General features: G+C 54.5%; 20 protein-coding genes. 8 read left to right on the top strand and 12 right to left on the bottom strand.

Annotated elements, in window-relative coordinates:
- From AC6EMZ_RS13775 to AC6EMZ_RS13755, 5 genes are read left to right on the top strand one after another with little or no spacing between them, the layout of a single operon-like run.
- Nucleotides 1-1,743 (top strand): class I mannose-6-phosphate isomerase, encoded by a 1,743-nt coding sequence (locus tag AC6EMZ_RS13775; protein WP_498403081.1) that lies wholly within the window; start codon nucleotides 1-3, stop codon nucleotides 1,741-1,743.
- Nucleotides 1,744-1,745: 2 nt separating this feature from the next.
- Nucleotides 1,746-2,174 (top strand): PTS sugar transporter subunit IIA, encoded by a 429-nt coding sequence (locus tag AC6EMZ_RS13770; protein WP_498403080.1) that lies wholly within the window; start codon nucleotides 1,746-1,748, stop codon nucleotides 2,172-2,174.
- A 10-nt stretch (nucleotides 2,175-2,184) separates the two neighbouring features.
- Entirely contained in the window at nucleotides 2,185-2,679 is a 495-nt protein-coding gene (locus tag AC6EMZ_RS13765; protein ID WP_498403079.1) for a PTS sugar transporter subunit IIB, read from the top strand.
- Between the two features lie 10 nt (nucleotides 2,680-2,689).
- Nucleotides 2,690-3,487: a PTS mannose/fructose/sorbose/N-acetylgalactosamine transporter subunit IIC gene (locus AC6EMZ_RS13760; protein WP_498403078.1), complete on the top strand. Its 798-nt coding sequence runs from the start codon at nucleotides 2,690-2,692 to the stop codon at nucleotides 3,485-3,487.
- A complete protein-coding gene (locus AC6EMZ_RS13755; protein WP_498403076.1) occupies nucleotides 3,487-4,305 on the top strand; it encodes a PTS system mannose/fructose/sorbose family transporter subunit IID in 819 nt (272 codons plus the stop codon). Before AC6EMZ_RS13760 ends, AC6EMZ_RS13755 begins: the two co-directional genes overlap by 1 nt.
- A gap of 27 nt (nucleotides 4,306-4,332) precedes the next feature.
- On the opposite strand, the gene AC6EMZ_RS13750 is transcribed toward AC6EMZ_RS13755, so the two are convergent.
- From AC6EMZ_RS13750 to AC6EMZ_RS13740, 3 genes are all read right to left on the bottom strand, one after another.
- Nucleotides 4,333-5,103: a glucose-6-phosphate isomerase family protein gene (locus tag AC6EMZ_RS13750; RefSeq protein ID WP_498403075.1), complete on the bottom strand. Its 771-nt coding sequence runs from the start codon at nucleotides 5,101-5,103 to the stop codon at nucleotides 4,333-4,335.
- Entirely contained in the window at nucleotides 5,096-5,659 is a 564-nt protein-coding gene (locus AC6EMZ_RS13745; protein WP_498403074.1) for a glucose-6-phosphate isomerase family protein, read from the bottom strand. Before AC6EMZ_RS13745 ends, AC6EMZ_RS13750 begins: the two co-directional genes overlap by 8 nt.
- A gap of 108 nt (nucleotides 5,660-5,767) precedes the next feature.
- A complete protein-coding gene (locus tag AC6EMZ_RS13740; RefSeq protein WP_498403073.1) occupies nucleotides 5,768-6,400 on the bottom strand; it encodes an alanyl-tRNA editing protein in 633 nt (210 codons plus the stop codon).
- 92 nt (nucleotides 6,401-6,492) lie between these two features.
- Between AC6EMZ_RS13740 and AC6EMZ_RS13735 the strand changes: the two genes are divergently transcribed.
- Nucleotides 6,493-7,398, top strand: coding sequence for a LysR family transcriptional regulator (locus AC6EMZ_RS13735; RefSeq protein WP_498403071.1), 906 nt, complete (start codon nucleotides 6,493-6,495; stop codon nucleotides 7,396-7,398).
- Between the two features lie 16 nt (nucleotides 7,399-7,414).
- Here AC6EMZ_RS13735 and ispH read toward each other — a convergent pair whose 3' ends face one another.
- The 5 genes from ispH to ribF are packed head-to-tail and all read right to left on the bottom strand — an operon-like array spanning nucleotide 7,415 to nucleotide 13,163.
- On the bottom strand, nucleotides 7,415-8,365 hold the full coding sequence (gene ispH, locus AC6EMZ_RS13730; RefSeq protein WP_498403070.1) for a 4-hydroxy-3-methylbut-2-enyl diphosphate reductase: 951 nt from the start codon (nucleotides 8,363-8,365) through the stop codon (nucleotides 7,415-7,417).
- Nucleotides 8,346-8,816, bottom strand: a complete 471-nt coding sequence (gene fkpB, locus AC6EMZ_RS13725) for an FKBP-type peptidyl-prolyl cis-trans isomerase (RefSeq protein ID WP_498403069.1) — start codon at nucleotides 8,814-8,816, stop codon at nucleotides 8,346-8,348. The genes ispH and fkpB overlap by 20 nt, the downstream gene beginning before the upstream one ends.
- A 54-nt stretch (nucleotides 8,817-8,870) precedes the next feature.
- Complete coding sequence (gene lspA / locus AC6EMZ_RS13720) at nucleotides 8,871-9,371, bottom strand: signal peptidase II (RefSeq protein WP_498403068.1); 501 nt, start codon at nucleotides 9,369-9,371, stop codon at nucleotides 8,871-8,873.
- Nucleotides 9,371-12,187 (bottom strand): isoleucine--tRNA ligase, encoded by a 2,817-nt coding sequence (gene ileS, locus AC6EMZ_RS13715; RefSeq protein ID WP_498403067.1) that lies wholly within the window; start codon nucleotides 12,185-12,187, stop codon nucleotides 9,371-9,373. Before ileS ends, lspA begins: the two co-directional genes overlap by 1 nt.
- Nucleotides 12,188-12,224: 37 nt before the next feature.
- Nucleotides 12,225-13,163 (bottom strand): bifunctional riboflavin kinase/FAD synthetase, encoded by a 939-nt coding sequence (gene ribF / locus AC6EMZ_RS13710; RefSeq protein WP_498403066.1) that lies wholly within the window; start codon nucleotides 13,161-13,163, stop codon nucleotides 12,225-12,227.
- A 328-nt stretch (nucleotides 13,164-13,491) separates the two neighbouring features.
- On the opposite strand from ribF, the gene rpsT reads away from it, so the two are divergent.
- Nucleotides 13,492-13,755, top strand: a complete 264-nt coding sequence (rpsT, locus tag AC6EMZ_RS13705; protein ID WP_498403065.1) for a 30S ribosomal protein S20 — start codon at nucleotides 13,492-13,494, stop codon at nucleotides 13,753-13,755.
- 57 nt (nucleotides 13,756-13,812) lie between these two features.
- On the opposite strand, the gene nhaR is transcribed toward rpsT, so the two are convergent.
- The 4 genes from nhaR to dnaK form a co-directional block, all read right to left on the bottom strand.
- Nucleotides 13,813-14,715: a transcriptional activator NhaR gene (gene nhaR, locus AC6EMZ_RS13700; RefSeq protein ID WP_498403064.1), complete on the bottom strand. Its 903-nt coding sequence runs from the start codon at nucleotides 14,713-14,715 to the stop codon at nucleotides 13,813-13,815.
- A 60-nt stretch (nucleotides 14,716-14,775) separates the two neighbouring features.
- The gene (gene nhaA / locus AC6EMZ_RS13695; protein ID WP_498403063.1) at nucleotides 14,776-15,951 is read right to left on the bottom strand and encodes a Na+/H+ antiporter NhaA; all 1,176 of its coding nucleotides are present in this window, start codon (nucleotides 15,949-15,951) and stop codon (nucleotides 14,776-14,778) included.
- Nucleotides 15,952-16,124: 173 nt separating this feature from the next.
- Nucleotides 16,125-17,273 (bottom strand): molecular chaperone DnaJ, encoded by a 1,149-nt coding sequence (dnaJ, locus tag AC6EMZ_RS13690; RefSeq protein ID WP_498403061.1) that lies wholly within the window; start codon nucleotides 17,271-17,273, stop codon nucleotides 16,125-16,127.
- Between the two features lie 86 nt (nucleotides 17,274-17,359).
- Complete coding sequence (gene dnaK / locus AC6EMZ_RS13685; RefSeq protein WP_498403059.1) at nucleotides 17,360-19,282, bottom strand: molecular chaperone DnaK; 1,923 nt, start codon at nucleotides 19,280-19,282, stop codon at nucleotides 17,360-17,362.
- Between the two features lie 295 nt (nucleotides 19,283-19,577).
- Here dnaK and satP point away from each other — a divergent pair, with 295 nt between their 5' ends.
- The gene (satP, locus tag AC6EMZ_RS13680; protein ID WP_498403058.1) at nucleotides 19,578-20,156 is read left to right on the top strand and encodes an acetate uptake transporter; all 579 of its coding nucleotides are present in this window, start codon (nucleotides 19,578-19,580) and stop codon (nucleotides 20,154-20,156) included.

Raw genomic sequence — 20,156 nt, 5'->3', positions numbered from 1 at the left:
ATGACAACCTACGACAGATTTCCCACGGTGACGGTGAAGGGTTATGACGACAGCGCATGGCAAGGCTGGGAGGCCATTGCCAAAACCGTTAACGCCAAAACCCAACAGCAAAAACGTACCGTACTGGTGATTGATTGCTATCCCGGCGTCCGCCTTTCTGAACTTGAAGACAGCCTGCTGCCGCGCTTAAGCCCGGCGCTGACGATTAACGCGGAACGAGCGCGACAGGATGAGCACGCGCTTCATGACATGCTGGCGCGCAATCTCACCGACGATCGTGTCTTTGGCGTGCTCTCCTGCCACCAGCTTGATGAATTTATCGACTCGTCTCGCCTGGCGGCGCTGCAAGAGCAGGTCAGGCAGTGTTCCAGCGGATTAGTGATTATCTATGGTCCTGGCGCCGCGCTTGTCCATCCGGGCGACGTGTTGGTGTACGCCGACCTTCCCCGCTGGGAGATCCAGCAGCGTATGCGCAGCGGTGAGCTGGATAACTGGGGGGCACAAAATCAGAGCGAAGACATGCTTCGTCGTTACAAACGCGCGTTCTTTATTGAATGGCGCGTCTTTGACCGCCACAAAACGCCGCTTCTCAAACGCGCCGATTTTGTTCTGGACACCACCCGCGCACAGAATCCCGCCATGGTGAGCGGCGAGGCATTACGTGCCGGACTGGCTCAAACTGCCACTCAGCCTTTTCGCGTCGTGCCGTTTTTCGATCCCGGCGTGTGGGGCGGCCAGTGGATGAAACAGCAATTCGATCTCGATCCCTCTGCGCCCAATTACGCATGGTGTTTTGACTGCGTGCCCGAGGAGAACAGCCTGTTACTGCGTGTTGGCGCGGTGCGGATCGAGATCCCCTCTCAGGATCTGGTCTTGCTTCAACCTCGCGCCCTGCTGGGCGAGAAAGTTCACGCCCGCTTCGGCGCGGAGTTCCCGATCCGTTTTGACTTCCTCGACACCATCGGCGGGCAGAACCTGAGTTTCCAGGTTCATCCGGTCACGGAATACATTCAGCAGCAGTTCGGGATGCATTACACCCAGGATGAGAGCTACTACATTCTGGAAGCCGAACCGGGTGCCATGGTTTATCTGGGAACAAAAACCGGCATCGATCCGCACGCCATGATGGACGATCTCAGGCGCGCAGGGCGCGGTGAAAAATCGTTTGATGATGCCCGCTTCGTGAATCAGATCCCGGCAAATAAGCACGACCACTTTCTGATCCCGGCAGGCACCGTGCATTGTTCCGGCGCGGGGACGATGGTGCTGGAGATCAGCGCCACGCCGTATATCTTCACCTTCAAACTGTGGGACTGGGATCGTCTGGGGATGGACGGTTTGCCACGTCCGGTGCATCTGGATCATGGCGAAAAGGTGATCGACTGGCAGCGCGATACGCAGTGGGTACATCAACATCTGGTGAATCAATTTGAACCTATCGCCGAAGGAAATCACTGGCGCGAAGAACGCACCGGTCTGCACGAACGTGAATTTATCGAAACGCGCCGCCACTGGTTTAGCGAACCCGTCGTGCATCACACCGGCGGCGGCGTGAACGTGCTGAATCTGGTGGAGGGCGACCGGGCGATAGTCGACAGCCCAACCGGCGCATTCGAGCCGTTTACCGTCCATTACGCCGAAACGTTCATCATCCCGGCTGACGTAGGTGAATATCGCATCTCACCTTCTGACAACGCCTCCGATCGGCCACTAGCCACCATCAAAGCCTGGGTAAGGAGCTAACAATGATTCATTTTATTGTCGCGACCCACGGCCCGCTTGCAGACGCGTTGCTGGCAAGCGGTCGAATGGTGTATGGCGACCTTCCTTGCGTGCAGGCCGTTTGTCTTACCGAACAGGCAGGAATAGAGGGTTTTCGCCGTGACTTTGCCGCCACGCTTCAAGCTGCCAGTGCAAACGCCGACGGCGTGCTGGTGTTGTGTGATATGCAAAGCGGCACGCCGTGGAACGTGGCCTGCGAAGTGGCGTTTAACCCGCACACGCAGCCCCCGGTCGCCGTCGTGGCGGGGGTTAACTTCCCGATGTTACTGCAAACCGACGACATCATGATGACACACGATGTTCACCATGCCGCCGCGCAGATTATCGAACTCACTCTGCCGACGCTTATTCAGGCGAAACCGGCAGATTCTGCACAGACAGACGATTTTTAAGGAGCCGCATATGAGTATTTCTTTTGTACGCATTGATGACCGCGTGATCCACGGGCAGCTCATCACACGCTGGGCCAAAGAGCTGCCCTGTGACGGTATCGTCGCCATTGACGATGCCGTCGCGGCCGACCCGCTGCTTTCATCGGTCATGAAAGGGGCCGTCTCCGATACCAAAGTGTGGCTGTTCGATACGGCCACCGCCATCGAGAAATTGCCAAAAGTGATAGCCAGCGAGAAGCGCTATTTTGTGATTGGCAAATCACCGCTCACGCTTCAACGCATAGAGCAGGCAGGGATTAGCCTGAAAAACAGCAATGGCAAAATCAACGTGGGGCCGATGAGTGCCCGCGCTGATACCACCACCATCGGCCCTAATCAATCGGTCACTGCCGAAGAAGCGGCGGCCTTTGAGTGGCTCACTGCTCAGGGACACTCGATTGAATTTCGCCTGGTTCCCGATGCCAGTTTTTATCGCTGGCAGGACGCCAGACAAAAGCTGAAATAAGGAACACATCATGATTATTGAAGCCTCATTAATTGGCCTGCTTTGCTATCTTGGCGCGCTCAGCAGCCCGTGGCTGTTAGGGCTGACCGGCGGCTGGTATCTCATCTCCCGACCGCTTGTTTCAGGGATGCTGGTTGGCCTGATTCTGGGTGACGTCAAAACCGGGATCATGATTGGCGTGGCGGTGCAGGCAGTTTATATCGCTATGGTCACGCCGGGCGGCTCGATGCCTGCCGATCTCAACTTTGTTGCCTACCCCGCGATTGCGTTGGGGATTTTGTCCGGCAAAGGACCAGAGGTCGCCGTCGCGCTGGCAGCGACCATCGGTATCGCCGGTACTATTCTCTTTAACGCGATGATGGTACTGAACTCATTCTGGAACCATCGGGCCGACATTGCCCTTGAGCGCGGCGACGAGCGCGGAATTTACCTCAACAGCGCCATCTGGCCGCAGGCGATGAATTTTGTTCTGCGCTTTGTGCCGACCTTTATCGCCGTCTTCTTTGGCGCACAGTACATCAGCGGCTTTATGGACAGCCTGCCCCACATCGTGCTCTCCACCATGAATGTGCTGGGTGGCATTTTGCCAGCCGTGGGTATCGCCATCCTGCTTAAGCAGATCATCAAAAGCTACTCCATGCTCATCTACTTCCTGGTGGGTTTCGTCTGCATCGTTTTCCTGAAGCTGAACATGGTGGCGCTGGTGATCGTTGGCGCACTGCTGGCGTTAATTCATTACAACTACAAACCGGAACCGCCGCAGGCTGCGGCCTCAAGGCCGTTACCCATTGATGAGGATGAATTCTGATGGAAGACCGTAAACTCACCCGCAAAGATCTGCGCCGCTGCTGGCGGGCATGGATGATGCACAACCTGTCTTCGATGAGCTTTGAACGCCTGGAATCTTTCGGCTTTTGCCTGAGCATGCTGCCGGTGGCAAAAAAGCTCTATCCCGATGCCGTTCAACGAACTGAAATGCTGCGCCGTCACGCCTCGTTCTACAACACCGAGCCGCAGATTGGCGCGATTGTTAACGGCATGGCGCTGGGTCTGGAGGAGAAAAAAGCCAACGGCGAACCGATCGATGGAGAAACCATTAACACCCTGAAGGTGGGTCTGATGGGGCCGATCGCTGGGATCGGTGATTCCATGATCCCAGGTATGCTGATCCCGATCCTGCTCAGCATCGGGATGGCGCTGGCGGCAGGTGGGAATATTCTCGGCCCGCTATTTTACACCGTCGCCTGGCTGGCCATTATCATTCCAGGCTCCTGGTTCCTGTTTCTTAAGGGCTACCAGATGGGGTCGGGATCGGTGGAAATGCTGGTCAGCAGCAAATCCACACGGCTGCGAGAAGCGCTTTCGCTGCTGGGCGTGTTCGTCATGGGCGGCGTCGCGGCAAGCTACGTGAAGCTGGGCACCGGCCTGGAGTTCATCACCCAGGACGGCGTTAACATTCACGTGCAGCAGATGCTGGACGGTATATTCCCGCAGCTGCTTCCGCTTATTGTGGTGCTGGGGACCTGGTATCTGATGGCAAAACGTGGCGTGTCGCCGGTCAAAGCCATGGTATTACTGCTGATACTGGCGGCACTTGGCGTGGCATCGGGTTCCTTTGCTGGATAAGACAACCGGGGCGATGCCCCGGTCTCTTTACGGATGGAAGTTATCCCACAGTTCTGGCGTTTTATCCGGGCGAGATATGAACTGGAATCGCGCAGGATCGTCGATAAACTGCTGATAAATGGGCGCGTCGGTAAGGCCAAACTCACGATAACAACGTGGCGTAATCATCTGTAACCGCCCTGGCATATAGTGATGATTTTGCTGCCAGATAATATTGTTCCCCTGTATAAGCGGATACCAGGCCAATCCCTTACGTGCGCGAACCGCGTCATACTCAAAGCCATATTCCCGGTCACACCATGCGCCAAACGTAAGCGGTTCGTCGGGAGAGGCAGAGATCGTCGCATGTCCCCAACCCGGCGGCACAAGCACTTTTTCTCCCGGCCCCGCGAGCACCGCAAAACAACGCCCCGGATCGTCCTCAACGTATTCCTGCATATAGATAATCGCTTTACCCTGCCAGATTTCGTACAGCTCGGGTGGCGACCATCCGCTGTGCTGACTGATACGGTGAATATGTCCCTGGCTGCGCACCGGTTCTTCACCGAGCGTTCCCGCCGCGTAGGTGACTACGCCAAAGAGCAGCATTCGTTTTTCAAGCTCCTGCCTGTCGGCCAGACGCGCCACATCCATTGCAATGGCGTATACCTGCTCTGGTCCCTCACACTCCGGATTGCGCAGCGACGGGCGAATCTGATCCAGCGTGCGGATCTCCGGCATCGGACCGGTAACGTCGTCCCCATAGCTAAAACCCAGCGGCCGATGCGTGATGGTCATATCCAGCCCATAGTTAGCCATGGTCAACCTCCCATCCCTGCGGATTTTTTTCAGAGGTAAATACCCGAAGCGCAAAACCCCCGGCTAACGCCGCGTAGTCATGCCCGGCCACGCTCGGCCATACCGCCAATGCGGAGAGCGTTTCGTCTGCGGTGTTAATCAAGCGATGCGCGGTAAAGGGAGGAATAATATGTACCGAGCCGGGCGTCACGCGCTCAAGGCGCGCGTCCCCGGACTCTGTCTGGAGCAGAAGCAAGCCGCACCCGCGCAGGCCAAAATAGACCTCGCCCTGTTCGCGGCGCTGATGAAAGTGACCCCGGGTCATAAAGAACTCGTCGCCAATTTTCCCGGCGTGAAGGTGGGTGACGCCAACGTACAGCGCCCCCTCGCCCGACGGGGAGTCGAACATTTCAACGTCATAGACGCTCTGTTGTGGATCGCAGCCCAGCCAGGCGTCGTTATCGCTAAAAACAGCGTGCAGATCGGCGACACGTGTCGTCTTGCGGATAAGCGGACCGTTGGCAAATACGCCGCTGGCCCACGCCACCTGAGGTGGCAGGATAATGTCAGGATTCATGTTTATCTCCGGCCCGAGGAGAACAACATGACAAGCTTATCAGATTAAACGATTAACCTCGCGCCAGGCCTCCAGGTTTGCCGGGTTAATCACAGTTCAGCGAGCGTATTATTCGACGGTATAATTGACCACCAGCTGCCCTTTTTTCATCTTAAGCCCGGTGATCGTCATCGGCCCGATTTGCCCCAGTTGCTGAACATGGGTGCCGCCGCACAGATAGGCAGGGAGAAAGCCAAACCGGACCTGACGTCTCCCCTCTTCAATCTCGGTATGGCAAAGTAAATTCTGCGTTTTCCAGCCTTCAATAAGGGTAGTCAGCGCGCTGGCATCAGGGATGGCTGCCTGCTGTGCCCCCGCGACAAAAGTTATCCGCCCCTCACCCGGCCAGTGATGGGCTTTCACCGGCTCCCAACCAACGTGCTCACCGGCATAGCCAATCAAATGCCCGGCGCTGTGCCAGCGGGAATGAACATCCCTCGCGGCTTTATCCACCTGCATATCCACTTCGCCCGGGGTAAGCGGTCGCGCCAGGACATGCACAACATGCTCCCCGCGCTGGCTGACCCCTTCCACCGCAATCCCCGCGATCCAGCCTTTATCCGCAGGCTGACCGCCGCCCTGGGGGTGGAAAAGCGTTTTATCCAGCTCAATGGCGTAGCGTCCATCAGGCTCCTCGGTGCAACGAATCACCTGCGCGTGACCTTCCGTCGCTTCACTTGTGTAATAAAGACGTTCTGTCATGGTTGTTCTCCTCTGTTGCCTGACAGTATATTCATTAGTTCAACGTCGATAATCGACCGCTCAAACAATGCACTTTTGCCTGGTATGCACAAATGAAACCTGTACTCCTTCCCGATCTGGCGACCTTTGTCGCTATCGTAGAGCACGGTAGTTTTTCGACAGCTGCCCGTATCGGCGGGGCAACGCCCTCGGCAATGAGCCGCTGCGTCTCGCGTCTCGAGCAGGAGATGGGCTGCAAATTACTGCATCGCACCACGCGAAAGCTGGCGCTCACCGAAACCGGTAAATCGGTTTATGAACATGCCCTGGATATGCTGGAGGCGGCTAAACAGGCGATGGATTCCGGCAGTAGCGTACAAACCGTTGCGCAGGGAAAGCTCACGCTGAGCGTCCCGAAAGCCGTTGGACGATTTGTGATTCATCCGCTGATCCCGGAGTTTCTCGACCGTCATCCGCAGATCGACGTCTGCCTGCGCCTGGAAGATCGCTATATGGATCTGATCGATGATGGCGTCGATCTGGCGCTGCGGATCACCAATACGCCCTCTCCCGGTCTGTATGGCAAGCCGCTGATCCCGGTGACCCATGTTGTTTGCGCGACGCCGGACTACCTTCGTCGCTCGGGCACGCCGCAGCATCCGCACGATCTCCGCGCTCACAGCTGTATTTCACTCGGGGAGACACCTGCCGATTCGCGCTGGAAATTTGCTTTGCAGGGGAAAACGGAAACTATACAAACACATGGACGCTATGCCGCTAACCATACGGGCGTGCGGCTGGACGCGGTAAAACGCCACCTGGGAATTGGCAGTTTGCCGCTGTTTACGGCGCGTGAAGCGCTGGAGAGTGGGGAGATAGTCCAGGTGCTGTCGGAGTGGGAATTTATCAGCAGCTACTCGGGCGATCTCTGGCTGCTGTGGACGCGTAACAAACATATGCCAGCCAGAATGCGAGCGATGATTAACTACCTGAACGAAAAAATGCCAGTCATTAAGTGACTGGCATCGGTAACCCTTACTCGACTTCGCGCGCGTCGATGCGTAGCTCTTTCGGTACTTCGAAGACAATGTTCTCTTCGCGACCTTCGAGCGGTACGGCAGCTCCGCCACCCAACTCCTGAAGACGGGAAATGACATTCTGCACCAGAATGTCAGGCGCAGAAGCACCCGCAGTGACGCCAACGCAAGCCGCATGTTTCACCCATGCTTCCTGGATATCGGTCGCGTCATCGATCAGGTACGCATTTTTCCCCATCCGCTGAGCCAGTTCAGCCAGACGGTTGGAGTTAGACGAGTTTTTCGAGCCCACAACCAGCACCACATCAGCCTGTTCGGCCAGCGCGCGCACCGCTTCCTGACGGTTGGTGGTGGCATAGCAAATGTCATCTTTACGCGGACCAACGATTTTCGGGAAACGCTGGCGTAAAGCGTCAATCACATCAGACGTATCATCAACGGAGAGCGTGGTCTGGGTCATAAACGACAGCTTGGCGTCGTTTTTCACGTTGAGCGTCAGTACATCTTCCGGCGACTCAACCAGATACATGCCCCCTTCCGGGTTGCTGTACTGGCCCATCGTGCCTTCCACTTCTGGATGCCCGGCATGACCAATCAGAATCGACTCTTCACCACGACGGCTGGCGCGGGCGACTTCCATATGCACTTTGGTCACCAGCGGACAGGTGGCATCGAATACGGTCAGGTCACGACTTTTGGCTTCATTACGGACAGCCTGAGAAACGCCATGCGCAGAGAAGATCAGGATAGCACCGTCGGGCACTTCGCTAATCTGCTCAATAAAAATCGCGCCGCGCTCGCGCAGGCTATCGACCACGTAGCGGTTGTGAACCACTTCGTGACGCACATAAATAGGCGCGCCGTAAATTTCCAGCGCGTTTTCAACAATGCTGATAGCGCGGTCTACTCCGGCACAAAAACCGCGCGGGTTAGCCAACAGGATCTGCATTCTTTTCCTCCAGTGCCGGGTCAATCTCCAGCACTTCGACATCAAAATGGACGGTGCGCCCGGCAAGCGGATGGTTAAAGTCAACGGTAATAGAATCGCCGTTGATTTCACGTATCACGCCAGGTATTTCGCTGCCATCCATTGCGGTAAAGAGCATAATCGCGCCGATTTCCGGTTCGCCTGCATCCATAAATTCACGACGAGAGAAATACTGGATCAGATCCGGTGTCGTCACGCCAAATGCAGCATCTGGCTCCAGCGAGAAGGCTTTTTTCTCGCCTTCTTTCAGACCTAAAAGCTGTTGCTCAAGCCCTTCAGACAGTGAGGTATCGCCCAGGCGAAACAGTGCGGGTTTGCCGTTATTACGGGTAGATTCAGCGGTGGAACCATCGTCAAGTTTCAGCGTGAAGTGAACCAGTACCGCACTATTACTCTGTATGGATTTAGACATGCCCATTGCTCGCTTGTTTTGCCCGGCAGCGCTTCGCTTACCGGGCGATTTGTATTACGCCTGCTCTTTCGCGGCGGGCTTCGGCAAGAAACCTTCCAGCACAATCATCGCGGCACCAATGCAAATAGCACTGTCGGCCAGGTTGAAGGTGGCGAAGTGCCAGTCACCGACGTAAAAGTCGATCATATCCACCACAAAGCCGTGCCACAGACGATCGAACAAGTTACCCAGCGCGCCACCAATAATCAGCGCGTAGGCGATGTTGTTCAGCTTCTGGCTTGCCTTGGCGCGATACATCATCACGGTCAGCACCAGACAGATGCCCAGCGCGATACCGGCAAAGAACCAGCGCTGCCAGCCACCGCTATCGGCAAGGAAGCTAAACGCTGCGCCATAGTTACGCGCATAATGCAGGTTAAGGGACGGGAACAGCGGTACCGTATCCCCCAGAGCAAAGTTCTGGAGGATCAGGAATTTGCTGCCCAAATCAATAACCAGCACGACAACGACCAGCCACAGCCAGCGCAGTCCTGTTGAAGAGAGCGATTTAGTCATCAGGCAAACTTACGTTTTTCGCCATCACCGGCGATGTTAGTAACACAGCGACCGCAGATTTCTGCGTGTTCCGCCACTTGACCAACGTCGGTCGTGTAATGCCAGCAGCGCGGGCATTTGTCACCGTCCGCTTTCACTAACGCCACTTTCAGCCCTTTGAGCAGTTCGCTCTGCTGAGCGTCCGCGGAGGCTTGAGTATAATCAGCAACGCTGGCACCGGAGGTCAACAGGACAAATCGCAATTCGTCACCCAGCGCGGTCAGCTTAGCCGCCAGCTCGGGTTCTGCGTACAGGGTCACTGCCGCTTCCAGAGAGCCGCCCACTTTCTTGTCCGCACGCGCCTGTTCGATAACCTTGTTCACTTCGCCACGTACTTTCAGCAGCTCGTCCCAGAAGGTATCGTTCATGGCTTCCGTATCTGCCAGACCAAACAAGCCCTGGTACCACTCACCCGTGAACACGTATTTCTCGCGATCGCCAGGCAGATAGGCCCAGATTTCATCTGCGGTGAAGGACATGATTGGTGCCATCCAGCGAACCAGCGCTTCTGCGATGTGGAACAGTGCAGTCTGGCAGCTACGACGCGCAACACTGTCGGATTTCGCGGTGTACTGACGATCTTTGATGATGTCGAGATAGAACGAGCCCATTTCGATGGAGCAGAAGCGCATCAGGCGCTGCACCACTTCGTGGAAATCATAAGATTCGTAGGCCTTCAGGATATCTTCCTGTGCCGCTTGCGCGCAGCCAACTGCCCAACGATCCAGCACCACCATCTCTTCCGGTTTCACCATGTCTTTAACCGGATCGAAACCGTTCAGGTTAGCGAGCAGGAAGCGCGCGGTGTTACGGATACGACGATAGCTGTCGGCAGCACGTTTGAGGATCTCATCCGACACGGCCATTTCACCGGTATAGTCCGTTGACGCCACCCACAGACGCAGAATATCCGCGCCGAGTTTGTTCATCACATCCTGCGGAGAAACGGTGTTACCGATGGATTTGGACATTTTGCGGCCCTGACCATCTACGGTAAAGCCGTGGGTCAGTACCTGACGGTAAGGCGCTTTGCCCTTCATCGCGGTAGAGATCATCAGAGATGACATGAACCAGCCACGGTGTTGGTCAGAACCTTCCAGATACATATCGGCGGCGTGACCGGAGAATTCAGGACGCACGTCAACGACGGAAGAGTGAGTGGAACCCGAGTCAAACCAGACGTCGAGGGTGTCAGGCACTTTCTCGTAGTTGTCTGCATCAGCGCCCAGGATGTCGCGGGAATCCAGATCCCACCACGCCTGAATGCCATCGGCTTCAACGCGTTTCGCGACTTCTTCCATCAGTTCCAGCGTGTTCGGATGCAGTTCCTGCGTCTCTTTATGGACGAACAGGGACATCGGCACGCCCCAGGTACGCTGACGGGAGATACACCAGTCAGGACGGTTAGCCACCATCGATTCAATACGCGCCTGACCCCAGTCTGGGATCCATTGCACGCCTTTGATCTCTTTCAAAGACTGCGCGCGCAGGCCTTTCTGATCCATGCTGATGAACCACTGCGGGGTCGCACGGAAGATGATTGGCGATTTATGACGCCAGCAGCACGGATAGCTGTGCTGCATCTTTTCAACATGCAACATTGCACCGCTGGTACGCAGCATATCGACAATGATGTCGTTAGCTTTGAAGACGTTAATACCGTCCAGCGCCGGATAGGTGCCAGGCAGGTAAGAACCATCCGGGCCTACCGGGTTCGCGATTTCCAGACCGTATTTCAGGCTGATATTGTAATCGTCCGGGCCATGGCCACCGGCGGTATGAACCGCACCGGTACCGGCTTCCAGCGTCACGTGATCGCCCAAAATGGCCGGCACGTCGAAATCCAGGAACGGGTGCTTAAAGCGCATCAGTTCCAGCTCGGCACCGTTCACGGTACCCAGCACGGTGTAATTATCAATGTGCGCGCGTTTCAGCACGCTCTCTACCAGATCTTTCGCCAGAATCACGGCCTGACCATCAATCTGCACCAGCGCGTAATCGAAATCAGCGGAAAGCGAGATCGCACGGTTCGCAGGCAGCGTCCACGGCGTGGTGGTCCAGATAACCAGCGAGACAGGGCCCGTGGCGGAGGACACGCCAAATTTAGCGAGCACGGCCTGCGGATCGACGGCGTGGAAGGCCACGTCGATAGATGGAGAGGTTTTGTCGTAATACTCGACTTCCGCTTCTGCCAGAGCAGAACGGCAGTCGACGCACCAGTGCACAGGTTTAGCGCCTTTGTGCAGGTGTCCGTTACCGATGATCTTGCCCAGTGCGCGGATGATGTTGGCTTCGGTTTTGAAGTCCATGGTCAGATATGGACGTGACCAGTCGCCCAGCACGCCCAGACGGATAAAGTCTTTACGCTGGCCATCAACCTGCTCTGCGGCATATTCACGACATTTAGCGCGGAACTCGGCCGCCGTGAATTTCTCACCTGGCTTACCGTATTCCTGCTCGACTTTCAGTTCGATCGGCAGACCGTGGCAGTCCCAGCCTGGAATATAAGGCGAGTCAAAACCGGTGAGTCCCTTGGACTTCACGATAATGTCTTTCAGAATCTTGTTTACTGAGTGACCAATATGAATGCTGCCATTCGCATAAGGAGGGCCATCATGCAGAATGAAGGTTTTTTTACCTTTCTTAGCGGCACGAATGATGCCGTACAGGTCATCATCGGTCCAACGCGCCAGCATTCCCGGTTCACGCTTGGCGAGATCGCCGCGCATCGGGAACCCTGTTTCCGGCAAATTCAGGGTCGATTTAAAGTCACTCATCAGATTCTCGGTTCCGTATTTAAAACTCATTCAGGCGTTAAGCCGGGTTCGATAGCCCCAAAAATTCGCGGGCCGTTAACTCATCGCGCGCAATTTGTGCTTTCAGCTCATCAAGCGAAGCAAATCGCTGCTCGTTACGTATCTTTTTACGCAGGATAACATCTATATGGCGACCATAGAGGTCCATTACAACATCCAGCAGATGGACTTCTAGCTGCTGACGCACGCCGGCCACCGTTGGGCGCGTGCCAATGTTGGCAACGCCGGGCAACAGTTTGTCGCCAAGCCCACTGACTTCTACCGCATACACCCCTTTAACCGGGGATACCTGACGGCGCAGCGGAACGTTCGCCGTCGGGAAACCAATCGTGCGACCGAGTTCGTCGCCATGCACTACGCGGCCTGAAATAGAGAAAGGATGCCCTAACAGGTTTTCCGCCACATCCAGCCGATCGTCGGCCAACGCCAGACGAACGGCGGTGCTGCTGACGCGCACGCCGCCTTCGCAGAAGGTCATGGTGCTGGTCACGTCAAAACCGTATTCCAGACCTGCCTTCTGTAATAACAAGAAATCACCCTGACGACTAGCGCCAAAGCGGAAATCATCACCCACGGCGAGGAACTGCACGCCCAGGCGTTTGACCAGTAGGTCACCAACGAAAGCTTGCGCCGTTAACGCAGCGAAACGTTGGTCAAAACGTATGCAGAGCACATAGTCAACGCCACACTCCGCCAGATAGCGAAGTTTATCGCGCAGACGAGTTAAGCGAGCTGGCGCTTTGTCACCGGCAAACAGTTCCAGCGGTTGCGGCTCGAAAATCATGACCACAACCGGCAGTCCACGGGCCTGGCCTTCTTTACGCAATCCCTGTAACAGCGCCTGATGACCACGATGTACGCCGTCGAAATTACCAATAGTCAGCACGCACCCATGCGGGGCGTGGCTGAGATTATGTATGCCGCGTATCAGCTTCATGACAGGCTCAAGACAGTGAAAATCGCCAAAGTATACCTTGTACAGCGGTTAACGTTAACTGGCGATTGTTCCCTCAATTCAGAAAGCCGTAATGATTTCATGAAGCTTATCTTTAAGAGCAAAAAAAACTGCCAGAGAACTGCGTTTTTTCTACTGAAAGGCTGTATTCACGAGAGACAAGCTGGTAGAATCCTGCGCCATCACTACGTAACGTAGCGTCGCCTTATTAACGGCGCTTATTTGCACAAATCCATTGACAAAAGAAGGTATAGAGGGCATATTCCTCGGCCTTTGAATTGTCCACATAGATCATATTTGGGAGTTGGACTTGGCTAATATCAAATCAGCTAAGAAGCGTGCCATTCAGTCTGAAAAGGCTCGTAAGCACAACGCAAGCCGTCGCTCTATGATGCGTACTTTCATCAAGAAAGTATACGCAGCAATCGAAGCTGGCGACAAAGCTGCAGCGCAGAACGCATTTAACGAAATGCAACCACTTGTGGATCGTCAGGCTGCTAAAGGTCTGATCCACAAAAACAAAGCGGCGCGTCATAAAGCAAACTTGACCGCGCAGATCAGCAAAATGGCTTAATCGCCACTTGTTGTTGCTTGTTTAAAGAACCCGCTTAATGCGGGTTTTTTTATTGGCTTAACGTGACGCTGGTGGGGTAAACAACACCGAATAGTCACGGTTACAGATACGCTGCACCGCCGGATGTTGAATCATTCTTTCGGCAAATATCGCATGGTACTCTTCCATCACGTTATCCACCCGCCCAATCTCCGTGACCTTATCGTCGATGTAAAGATCGTGCGCGTACAGCGTCGGTGCAACAAAGATAGCGTTATGCGCCTCACCAAAGGCTTTCATCAACGCGGCATCATCAAACTCTCCCAGGATTTCCACCTTCAACCCCTGCGTGTTAAACCAGTTCAGCAGCTTGCGGCCCAGCATTGAACGACGCCCAGGGATTAACAACCGTCGCTCCTCAAGACAGGCAGGAAACGGTTTTTCTGGCGGAGGATTGATACACCAGAAGCTGACGCCACACTCGCCGATCTTCACCGAGAACAGACCTTCCTGCTGCGTAGAGTCAATGGGGCAGTCGGAGATAATCATATCCAGCTTGTGCTGGCTAAGCTGCTCCAGCAGCATCTCGTGAGTCGATTCAAAACAGCGCAGGTGGATTTGTTCATCCTCCACCACGGCGGCATCTAGCACACCGCTCACCAGTCGTTTCGAGAGTGCATCCGCAATGCCCACATCGAAAAGCAAATTCGACTCTTTGCGGTAATTCACAATATCGAGCATTTCCTGGCTGAGTGTGAACATCTTATCGGCATAACGAAAGACCAGCTCACCGAGCTCGGTAGGCTCAATGCCTCGACCTTTACGTTTGAATAATTTCCCCTGCAGACGCTCTTCCAGCGCCTTTATTTGACCGGTAATGGTTTGGGGTGTCAGATACAGCGCTTCCGCTGCCCCCACCACGGAACCTTCTTTATAGACATGCCAGAAGTAGTACAGATGATTGTAATTAATATGTGACATCGTGTTTTCACTCCCTGATAGCGTGTTCGGGAGAGAGCCTCTGCTCTCCCCCTGTAACCGTTATGCCGATTGCACCTGCCCCGACAGTTTCACTTTTAATAATGAGTAGCCGACAAATGCCGCCAGTAGCGAGCCCATCAGGATGCCGAGCTTAGCCCACACGATAAGCTGCGGATCGAGTCCCGCGAACGCCAGCGTCGAGATGAAAATCGACATCGTAAAGCCAATCCCACACAGCACACCCACCGCCATGATTTGCCGGAAGGTTGTTCCGTGCGGCAATGAGGCGAGCTTGAGCTTGAGCGCCAGCCAGCAGAACAGGCTGATACCTAACGGCTTACCGATAAACAGGCCAGCAATAATGCCCAGCGGCAGCATCGAGGTCAGCCCGGCAAAGGTGACGCCTTGCAGCGATACGCCCGCATTGGCAAAAGCAAACAGTGGCAGGATCATAAAGGCGACCCAGGGATGCAGCACATGTTCTAACTGCTTGGCCGGTGATTTACCGTCCTGTTCCTTAAGCGGCACGAAGAAGCCAATAATGACCCCCGCAAGCGTCGCATGGACCCCAGATTTCAGCACCGCAGTCCACAGCACCATACCCACCAAAACGTAAATTCCGATTCTGCGCACGTTAAAGACGTTTAGCAGCGCCAGTGCAACAATCGCCCCAGCGGCCACGCTCAGAGACAGAATGGACAGATCGCTGGTATAGAACAGCGCGATAATAACGATGGCGCCAAGGTCATCAATAATCGCCAGCGCCATCAGGAAGATCTTGAGCGCAATCGGCACGCGGTTGCCCAACAGAGCCAGTACGCCCAGCGCAAAAGCGATATCCGTCGCTGCCGGTATAGCCCAGCCCTGGCGCGCAATAGGATCCTGATAGTTAAACGCCAGGTAGATCAGCGCAGGCACCACCATTCCGCCAATGGCGGCGATAACCGGAAAAGCGGCCCGTTGACGGCTGGCAAGTGAACCGAGAACCAGTTCACGCTTCACTTCCAGCCCTACCAGCAGGAAAAAGACCGCCATCAGGGCGTCGTTGATCCACAGCAGCATGTTCTTGTTAATTTCCAGCACGCCAACGCGTAGCTCGACGGGCGTGTCCAGAAAAGCGTGATACAGGCCCTGAGTGGCCCCCAGGTTCGCCAGCACCATCGCAAACGCGGCGGCCAGTATTAAAATGATGCCGCCAGATGCTTCATTGCTGAAGAAACGGTGTAGAAGTTTCACTTTAGTCGTTCCTCTTTACGACATTAGCTCGGTAAAACCATAATACCAAGGCTAACAGCTCGAAAAAAACAGTTTAATGTTGATGATAAACTCGTTATTCCCGAGCTATATCGACAAAAAACAAAAAGCCCGGAATCGCTTCCGGGCTTTGAAAAAATGACAGCAGCTAAAGATTAGCGGGTCAAATCATCGAAGAATTTTTTCACGCCATCGAAGAAGCTTTTGGAGCGCGGGCTGTTTTTCTCACCCGTTGGACCGCCAAAACTTTCCTGCAACTCTTTCAACAGCTGTTTCTGTTTGTCGTTCAGGCTAACCGGCGTTTCGACCACTACGCGGCAAAGCAGGTCACCCTGCGCACCACCACGTACTGATTTAACACCCCTGCCACGCATGCGGAACAGCTTACCGGTCTGCGTTTCGCCTGGGACTTTCAGATTCACACGACCGTCTAAGGTCGGGACTTCGATTTCGCCACCCAGTGCTGCCATCGCAAAGTTGATCGGTACTTCACAGTACAGGTTATTACCTTCACGCTCGAAAATAGCGTGCTGTTTAACCTGAACCTGTACGTACAGATCGCCTGACTGCGCGCCCTGCTCGCCTGCTTCGCCTTCACCGGCCAGACGAATGCGGTCACCGGTATCCACGCCTGCCGGGATCTTAACGGACAGGGTTTTGGTCTTCTCAAGGCGACCATGACCGTGACATTTGTTGCACGGATCTTTAATCAGCGTACCGCGACCATGACAGTGCGGACAGGCCTGCTGTACTGCGAAGAAGCCCTGGCGAATCTGAACCTGGCCGGAACCGTGACAGGTTGGACAAGTCTGCGGCTTGGTACCCACTTTCGCGCCGCTGCCGTGGCAAATATCACACTCTTCCAGCGTTGGAATGCGGATCTCTTTGGTCACGCCACGAACGGCTTCTTCCAGCGTCAGCTCCATGTTGTAACGCAAATCTGCGCCACGGGATGCACGCTGACGTCCACGGCCACCGCCGAAGATATCGCCGAAAACATCGCCAAAGATATCGCCAAAATCAGCACCGCCGCCGCCAAAGCCGCCGCCACCGTATCCACCGCCGCCCATGCCACCTTGTTCAAACGCAGCATGACCGTACTGATCGTATGCCGCGCGCTTCTGGTCGTCGGTCAGGATCTCGTAGGCTTCTTTGATCTCTTTAAATTTGGCTTCGGCCTCTTTATCACCCTGGTTACGGTCCGGGTGAAATTTCATGGCCAGGCGCTTGTACGCCTTTTTGATTTCACGCTCTTCCGCGGTTTTCGGAACGCCTAAAATCTCGTAATAGTCTTGCTTTGCCATTGTTTTTTTCAGCCCCTTAACATGCGAGCACGGGCGGAGAGGAAACCTCTTCGCCCGTGCCGATTAATTACCCTGCATCAGGGCGATTACTTTTTGTCTTTAACTTCTTCGAACTCAGCATCGACAACGTCGTCGTCTTTCGCGTTGTTCTGAGAAGCGTCAGCGCCTGCCGCACCAGCTTGCTGCTGTGCGTGCTGCTGCTGAGCGATTTCCATCAGCTTCTGGGACGCCTGTGCCAGCTCCTGCATCTTCGCTTCGATATCCGCTTTGTCTTCCCCTTTCAGAGAAGTTTCCAGCGCGCTCAGAGCAGCTTCGATAGCGGTTTTGTCATCAGCTGGCAGCTGTTCGCCTGCTTCTTCAACCTGCTTACGCGTGCTGTGCAGCAGATGATCACCCTGGTTACGGGTCTGAACCAGTTCTTCGAACTTACGGTCAGACTCTGCGTTAGCTTCCGCTTCACGCACCATTTTCTGGATCTCTTCTTCGTTCAGACCAGAAGAAGCCTTGATGGTGATCTTCTGCTCTTTACCGCTGTTTTTGTCTTTTGCAGAAACGTGCAGGATACCATCAGCATCGATGTCAAAGGTGACTTCGATCTGCGGCATGCCGCGCGGTGCTGGGCTGATACCGTCGAGGTTAAACTGGCCCAGATCTTTGTTATCCGCAGCACGTTTACGCTCACCCTGCAGCACATGGATGGTTACCGCAGACTGGTTGTCTTCAGCGGTAGAGAACACCTGGCTGTGCTTAGTCGGGATCGTGGTGTTTTTGCTGATAAGCGCAGTCATCACGCCGCCCATGGTTTCGATACCCAGCGACAGCGGGGTAACGTCCAGCAGCAGTACGTCTTTCACTTCACCCGTCAATACACCACCCTGAACAGCAGCGCCGATAGCAACCGCTTCGTCCGGGTTAACGTCTTTACGTGGCTCTTTACCAAAGAACTCAGCCACTTTCTTCTGAACCATTGGCATACGAGTCTGACCACCAACCAGGATAACGTCCTGGATGTCAGACACGGACAGACCCGCGTCCTGCAGTGCAACTTTCAGTGGCTCGATAGAACGGTTCACCAGGTCTTCGACCAGGCTTTCCAGTTTCGCACGCGTCACTTTAATGTTCATGTGTTTAGGACCAGACGCATCTGCAGTGATGTACGGCAGGTTGACGTCGGTCTGCTGAGCAGAAGACAGTTCAATCTTCGCTTTCTCAGCGGCTTCTTTCAGGCGCTGCATAGCCAGCGGATCGTTACGCAGGTCAATGCCCTGATCTTTCTTAAATTCGTCTACGAGGTAGTTGATCATACGGCTATCGAAGTCTTCACCACCCAGGTGGGTATCACCGTTGGTAGCCAGAACTTCAAAGGTTTTTTCGCCGTCAACTTCATCGATTTCGATAATAGAGATATCGAAAGTACCACCACCGAGGTCGTAAACCGCGATAGTACGGTTACCGACTTCTTTATCCAAACCGTAAGCCAGTGCAGCAGCGGTTGGTTCGTTGATGATACGTTTGACTTCCAGACCAGCAATACGGCCCGCGTCTTTGGTTGCCTGACGCTGAGCATCGTTGAAGTATGCCGGTACAGTGATAACCGCTTCAGTTACCGGTTCGCCCAGGTAATCTTCAGCCGTTTTTTTCATTTTCTTCAGCACTTCAGCAGAAATCTGCGGCGGTGCCATTTTCTGACCTTTCACATCAATCCATGCATCACCGTTATCAGCACCGATGATTTTGTACGGCATGATGGCTTCATCACGCTGTACTTCTTCGTCCTGGAAGCGGCGACCAATCAGGCGTTTAATCGCAAACAGGGTGTTTTGCGGGTTAGTCACTGCCTGACGTTTAGCCGGCTGGCCAACCAGAGTTTCACCGTCCTGGGTATATGCAATAACAGAAGGCGTGGTGCGATCGCCCTCGGCGTTCTCCAGCACACGTGCAGTTGTGCCATCCATAATCGCTACACAAGAGTTGGTAGTACCCAGGTCGATACCAATAATTTTACCCATCTAAACGTCTCCACTAAAAATTTGTTCATCATGTGGTTGTGAAACTGTAATAAGGGCAGAACGTGCTTTTTCAACTGCCCCGATTTGATTTTTTTCAGCTTCACTCACTGCGGTTGACTACAAGATGGGGTCGTAACGCCATCCATCAAGGGGCAAGGATAAAAAAATTTTTAATTTCACCCTGTTCAGATCATAGACGCCGAGTGTTGCGCCCATTATGATGCCGCGCCCCGCCTGGGAGAGTTGGCGCGGGTTTAACTATTTCACCATTTAATGATGATTTCTTTGAGGACTTATGGGCAACACTAAGTTGGCTAATCCGGCTCCGCTGGGACTGATGGGTTTTGGCATGACGACCATTCTGCTGAACCTGCACAACATCGGGCTTTTCCCGATGGATAGCATTATCCTGGCGATGGGCATTTTTTACGGCGGTATCGCGCAAATCTTCGCGGGCCTGCTGGAATATAAAAAAGGCAATACCTTCGGCTTAACGGCATTTACCTCTTACGGTTCATTCTGGCTGACGCTGGTCGCCATTCTGATTATGCCGAAGATGGGCCTGGCAGACGCAGCAAACGCCCACTTCCTGGGCGTTTACCTGGGTCTGTGGGGCGTCTTCACGCTGTTCATGTTCTTTGGCACCCTGGCGGGTAACCGCGCGTTGCAGTTCGTGTTCCTGAGTCTGACAGTGCTGTTTGCGCTGCTGGCAATCGGTCACCTGGCAGATAACGAAAGCATTGTTCACGTGGCGGGCTGGATTGGCCTGGTCTGTGGTGCAAGCGCTATCTATTTGGCAATGGGCGAAGTACTGAACGAGCAGTTTGGTCGTACCGTACTGCCGATTGGCGAAAAACACTCATCAATCGCCTGA

The organism is Enterobacter sp. SCRI0065 (genome assembly GCF_059766475.1).
This window is presented reverse-complemented; position numbering and strand designations above follow the sequence as displayed.